This is a genomic window from uncultured Rikenella sp. (genome assembly GCF_910577125.1).
Lineage (GTDB): Bacteria > Bacteroidota > Bacteroidia > Bacteroidales > Rikenellaceae > Rikenella.
The window spans coordinates 1-5,748 of the sequence record NZ_CAJTMN010000116.1 but is presented as its reverse complement, the minus strand read 5'-3'; the positions used below and the strand labels follow the sequence as shown (position 1 = coordinate 5,748).

7 protein-coding genes are annotated in these 5,748 nt (G+C 61.0%); all 7 read right to left on the bottom strand.

The window, feature by feature from the left end:
• Positions 1-71: 71 nt before the first annotated feature.
• On the bottom strand, positions 72-1,202 hold the full coding sequence (locus tag QZ292_RS09310; protein WP_294600873.1) for a CofH family radical SAM protein: 1,131 nt from the start codon (positions 1,200-1,202) through the stop codon (positions 72-74).
• A gap of 127 nt (positions 1,203-1,329) precedes the next feature.
• Complete coding sequence (gene rpmH, locus QZ292_RS09305; RefSeq protein WP_027290172.1) at positions 1,330-1,485, bottom strand: 50S ribosomal protein L34; 156 nt, start codon at positions 1,483-1,485, stop codon at positions 1,330-1,332.
• 113 nt (positions 1,486-1,598) lie between these two features.
• On the bottom strand, positions 1,599-2,207 hold the full coding sequence (gene rsmG, locus QZ292_RS09300) for a 16S rRNA (guanine(527)-N(7))-methyltransferase RsmG (protein WP_294600871.1): 609 nt from the start codon (positions 2,205-2,207) through the stop codon (positions 1,599-1,601).
• A 6-nt stretch (positions 2,208-2,213) separates the two neighbouring features.
• A complete protein-coding gene (locus tag QZ292_RS09295; protein ID WP_294600869.1) occupies positions 2,214-2,801 on the bottom strand; it encodes a sigma-70 family RNA polymerase sigma factor in 588 nt (195 codons plus the stop codon).
• Positions 2,792-3,940 carry a glycosyltransferase gene (locus QZ292_RS09290; protein WP_294600867.1) on the bottom strand — a complete coding sequence of 383 codons (1,149 nt, stop codon included), beginning with the start codon at positions 3,938-3,940 and terminating at the stop codon, positions 2,792-2,794. The genes QZ292_RS09295 and QZ292_RS09290 overlap by 10 nt, the downstream gene beginning before the upstream one ends.
• 78 nt (positions 3,941-4,018) lie before the next feature.
• Positions 4,019-4,552, bottom strand: coding sequence for a methylated-DNA--[protein]-cysteine S-methyltransferase (locus tag QZ292_RS09285; protein WP_294600865.1), 534 nt, complete (start codon positions 4,550-4,552; stop codon positions 4,019-4,021).
• Between the two features lie 29 nt (positions 4,553-4,581).
• Positions 4,582-5,457, bottom strand: a complete 876-nt coding sequence (locus QZ292_RS09280) for an outer membrane beta-barrel protein (protein WP_294600863.1) — start codon at positions 5,455-5,457, stop codon at positions 4,582-4,584.
• Positions 5,458-5,748 lie beyond the last annotated feature (291 nt).

The window sequence follows — 5,748 nt, the reverse complement described above, 5'->3', positions numbered from 1 at the left end:
TTGGGTACCTTTTCTTCAGAAAAGGTACGGTTCCATGCGGGTAGACACGGATAAAGGAATGAATAAAAAGTTTAATGCTTTATGGGTTGATAGAATGTGTTCCGTTCGACCGGAGTGAATCCCGCAGAGCGCACCAGTTGTTCCATCCGCTCCGTGGTGAGACGCGGCCGTTGGTCTTCCGCCCCCGCCATCGAATAGATTTTGGTTGTGTCGTCGATCGTGCCGTCGATGTCGTCCGCGCCGAACGAGAGCGCCAGTTCCGTAGCGCTGATGCCCAGCATCGGCCAGTAGGCCTTGATGTGCGGGATGTTGTCCAGGTAGAGCCGCGAGAGTGCCATCATCTTCATGTCCTCCGGCAGCGAGACCTCGCCGACAGCCGACATGGAGTTGTGCAGGTTCCGGTATTTCAGCGGGATGAAAGCGTCGAAGCCGTGCGTCCGATCCTGGAGTTCCCGCAGCCGACGCAGGTGGTCGATCCGGTGTTCGTACGTCTCGATGTGCCCGTAGAGGATCGTGCAGTTGGTGGAGATGCCTAAGCCGTGCGCCGCCTCGTGCGTGGCGAGCCACTCTTCCGCCGTCGGTTTTTCGGGACAGATCTGTTCCCGGATCTCCGGGGCGAAAATCTCGGCCCCGCCGCCCGGAATCGCCTCCATGCCCGCCTCTTTGAGTCGTTGCAGTCCTTCGGCGAGCGTGAGTCCCGCTTTGGAGATGATGTAGTGCAGCTCCACTGCCGTGTAGGCTTTGACCGCCACATGGGGCAACTGCTTTTTCACCCGCCGGATCATCTCGCAGTAGTAGTCCAGATCGTGCTCCGGATGTACCCCGCCCACGATGTGCACCTCCGTAATGGGTTCTCCGCGCCGTTCGGCGGCCAGTCGTTCCACGGCGTCGAGGTCGTGGTACCAGGCGTCCGGTTCCCCGGCTCCGCGCCGGTAGGAGCAGAATCGGCAGCGGAAAACGCAGATGTTGGTCGGCTCGATGTGGATGTTCCGGTTGTAATAGACCTCGTCGCCCGATACGGCTCGTTTGCGGGCCGCGGCGAGGGTGCCCAGCAGGGCGAGCGGGGCTTCGCGCATCAGGGTGAGCGCTTCGAGGTCGGTGAGCCGGTGGCCGGCCGCTGGATTTTCCGGGTTCAGCAGCGCTGTGGCGATGTGTTCGACTTCGGGTGTGAGGTGCATGTGCCGGAGCAGGCGGGTATTCATATCGGGACTTGTAAAGGGGGATGAAACGTTCCTACAAAAAAGCCTCCTTATCCCGCTCAGGAGGGGAAAAGAAGGCTCGGCGGGCCTTGAAAATCGAGAAGACCCCCGTATCGAAATGGAGTGAAACCTACGCCTGCCGGAATTCGTCCGAAACGGTCAGTTTCTTACGCCCCTTGGCCCGCCGCGCAGCCAGCACGCGCCGTCCGTTCGGGGTAGACATACGTTCACGGAAGCCGTGTTTGTTGACGCGTTTCCGTTGCGAAGGTTGGAAAGTCCTTTTCATGATTATCTTCTATTTTCTTGATTTACAACGCGGTTCACCGGTTCGAGGCCGGAAATGCAGGGCAAAGATACGCTTTTTCCCGGTTCCTGCAAACAACCGTGCGGTCGAACGGGCTATTTTTTAGGCAGGACGAGTACTTTCTTGGTCTCGAAAAACTCGCCGGCGAACCAGGTCGAGACGGGCAGCTGTTCGGTCTGTCGTCCTGCGGCGGCGATTTCGGCGTCCAGATCGCCGCCTTTCAGATAGATGATGCCGTATGTCGTCCGTCCCCAGGTCCAGCCGACGAAGGTACGCAGGTCGGTCACGGCGCGGCTCACGACCCAGTCGAACCGGCTGCGGCCGCCGTCCAGCTGTTCGACGCGGCTGTGTTCGGCCCGCACGTTGGTGAGTCCCAGTGCGGTGGCCACCTCCTGCACGACGCGTATCTTCTTGCCGATGGAGTCGACGAGTGTGAACTGGACGTCGGGATAGAAAACGGCCAGCGGAATCCCCGGGAAGCCGCCTCCGCATCCCACATCCAGAACGCTCTCGCCCGGAACGATCAGCCCGGTGCGGGCGATGGCGAGCGAGTGGAGGATGTGGTGCTCTTCGATGTGGTCGATGTCTTTGCGCGAGACGACGTTGATCCGGGCGTTCCACTCCCGGTAGAGGTCGGGCATGGCGGCGAACTGTTCGCGCTGCCGCGGGGTGAGGTCGGGGAAGTAGCGGTCGATGAGGGACATGTGGGGTCAGAGCAGTTTCCGGTCGGTGATCAGTGTGCAGAGCTTTTCCCGGGCCCGGTGTATCCGGGTCTTGACGGTGCCGATGGGCAGGGCGAGCTGCTCGGCGATCTCTTCGTAGGAGTATTCGCGGACGAAGCGCAGTTCGATCATCGTGCGGTAGTGGGCCGGGAGCTCCTCCATCAGGGAGTCGAGCTGACGGCTGTTCTGGCGCGAGATGATCCGCTCCTCGGGATTCGGGGTGTCGCACGGCGGGTTGATGCGGCCGTGGAGTTCGTTGTCCGGCCCGTCGATCGAGAGGGTGTTGCCTGCCGACCGTCTCCGCCGGGCGTAGTCGATGCACTGGTTCCGGACGATGGTATAGATCCACTGTCCGAAGGTGTAGTCCGGGTTGTAGCGCGAGAGGTTGAAGTAGCCTTTGACATAGCTCTCCTGCAGGATATCTTCGGCGTCGCGTTCGTCGGTGCATTTGGCGAGCACGGCGGACTGAAGGGTTCGCCGATAGCGCTCGAACAGGGTTTCGTAACAGGTGGCATCGCCGGCCAGCGTGCGTTCGATCAGCTCCCGGTCGGTCGGTGTCGATAGGGTCATATCCATAAGCGCTGGCTGGGTCTGATTCGACGTCCGATCCAGTGGAACAGTTCGCCGACGGGTGCGCAAAAGTCGTGTGCCACGTAGGCCCACAGAATTCTCCGTTCGCCCACGCGGCGGGCGATCATCCGGACGGTGGAGAGCATCACCAGCTCCCGCAGCGCGAAGAGCCCGACGCCCACGATCCACAGCACCGGCGGCAGCAGCACGCCGAGGGCGATCGTCGCGGCGATCAGCAGGGCACGGGTCAGGAGTTCGAAGCAGACGGTCGCCCGGACGCGTCCCGGGTAGAGGTCGAATCCGGCTCCGCGGTAGCGTTGTTCGGCCCGCCACCAGCGTATCCCGCCCCACTGGAACTGGCGTACGGTGGCGCTGGGATTGAGCATCACGCTGGTGCGCCGCGCACAGATCGGAGCGACTTTCTGGACGAAGAGGTCGTCTTCGCCGAGGGTCATCCGCAGGTGGGTGTAGCCTTTGTTGCCGAAGAAGAGGCGTTTGGTGTAGCCGATGTTGTTGTAGATTCCGCGGTAGACGTGTCCCCGGATGGCAGCGTTGAGGTAGCGGATCGAGGTGGTGAGCCGCTGGCAGCGCATGATTTTGTTGGCGAGTCCGGGGCGGCGTTCGATGCCGGTGTAGCCGATGACCAGCTGCCCTCCGTTGAATCCCCGCGCCATGATCGACAGCCATTTGTCCGACGAGGGTACCGAGTCGGCGTCGGTGAAGATGATGTTGTCGTACCGGGCGGCCTTGATGCCGACGGTGAGGGCCAGCTTCTTGCTGTGCCGGAAGACGGGGTCTGCCTTGATGGTGGTGAACCGCAGGTGGGGGTATTGGGCCTGCATCATGACGAGTTCGTCGGTGAGGTCGACTTCCGCTCCGTCGTCCACGACGACGACTTCGTAGTTCGGATGGCGTTGGGTGAGGAGTTTCGGCAGGTGCTCGGTCACGTATTCCGGGTCGTCGGCCACGACCACGACGACCGAAACGGGCGGTGTCCCTGCCCCTTCGGGTTCGCGCAGGCTGTGCCGGTGGGTGGCTACCCGTCCGTAGCGGAACCAGTAGACGAGCTGGATGATGGCGCAGAGGGCGAGCAGCAGGACAAGATAGATCTGATAAGGAGGATATTGGTCGATAAACTCTTTCATGCGCAATCGGAGGATACGGTATGTCGTGCCGCCGGAGCGGCTCGCAAATATACGATAAAAAATCGGGAGAGGGGGAGGTTATTCTGCCGATGATTTCCGTTCGAGTTCCAGGAGTCGGATTTTGCGTTGAATGCCTGCGCTGTAGCCGGCGAGCGAGCCGTCGGAGCCGATCACGCGGTGGCACGGAACGAGAATGGGCAGCCGGTTCCGTCCGTTGGCGTTGGCTACGGCCCGCACGGCTGCGGGCCGCCCGATCATGGCAGCCTCTTCGGCGTAGGAGCAGGTGTGGCCGTACGGAATCCACAGCAAGGCCGACCAGACCTGAAGCTGAAACGGGGTGCCGAGCAGTTGAAGCGGCACGTCGAATCGGGTGCGTCTCCCGGCGAAGTATTCCGAAATCTCGTGGCGCAGCCGGTCGAGGTGGGGATGGGATGCCTCCCGTATCTCGACCGCGGGCGGCAGGTGTCGCAACAGATCGCGCAGCCCTCGTTCGAGATGGGCTCCTTCGGCGAATTCGAACAGGACGATTCCTTGTTCGGAGGTGATGGCCACCATCGTTCCGAGCGGGGTGTCGATGGGCTGGCGGTATAAAAGCGACGGTTTCGGGCTCATCGGGTGGCGAACGAAAGGATGGAAACCGGTTAAAGCAGGAACGAGAGTCCGATATTGACCTGCTGCACGTTCGGTCCTTTCCCGTCCACGAAGATGCTCTGCGGGTAGTAGCGTGCCGATACGGCCACCCACCGGTAGCCCACGTTGCATTCTATGCCATAGTGGAAATTCCGTAGGTTCAGTCCCGAGTGTTGCTTTTCGGTATGTGTGTATCCTGCTTCGTCGCGGTATTTCACTTTGGTGTGTCCCTGGAGCCGCACACCTCCGACCACGCCGAAGTTGATGAAACCGGGGGCCCGTTTACCTGCCTTCCCGCGTCCGAACTGGAATTCGGCGAGCAGCGGCAGGTTGAGGTACATGGTGGTCAGTTTCGATTTCTTGAAATCGACTCCCGGACGGTCGTACCGGTAGTCCGGCGCGGTGTGTCCGTTTTCGTCCAGGGTCAAAGCGATGTCGCGGTCGAATCGGAAGTTGTTGATTTCGAATCCGAGTCCGGTGATGAGTCCGAAGTGGCGGTTGGAGACGATGGTCAGGTCGACGAGGTTGACGTTCACGCCGATCGATTTCGGGCTCTGCCGCAGATAGTCCGCCCCGTCCGGCAGGCTCAGGTTTCCGAGGTTCCGTACCAGACCGTTATAATAGATCCCGACTCCGGCCCAGTGGCCTCCGTACCATTTCCATCGTTTGGGTATCCGTCCGGCATATGTGTCCGCTTCGATACCCCGTCCGGCTTTCCCGTAGGCGGATGCGTCGGTGACGACCATGTGATTCCCGACGTTGCGGACGACGATGGTATCTTCTCCGCAGACGACCCGTTCTGTGCTGTCGATCTCCTGTGCCGTCGCCGGCCGGAGCAGGAGACAAAGGGCGCCGAGGGTGAATAACAGGTGTAATGGCTTTTGCATGGTTTTCTTGTCGTTAATTATGGCGGCTTCCGGGAGGCGCATGCCGACCCGATAAGACAAATATACGATAATTTGTGAAAAACGGCAATCGGGAGCTTGTTGTTTGGGGGTTGTTGCGGTGCGGGTGCACCCGCACCGAACCCGCCGCAGCGAGAAGGATTTCAGGCATGTTTCTGAAGTTTGAGTCTTGCGGCGCGTGAGGCGCGCGGACAAAGAATTGGGGTAAAGGCTGCCTTAGCGAAACGCAAGTTTCGCCCGTCCACGGGACGTGGGGCCTGCCCGGCCCGAGGG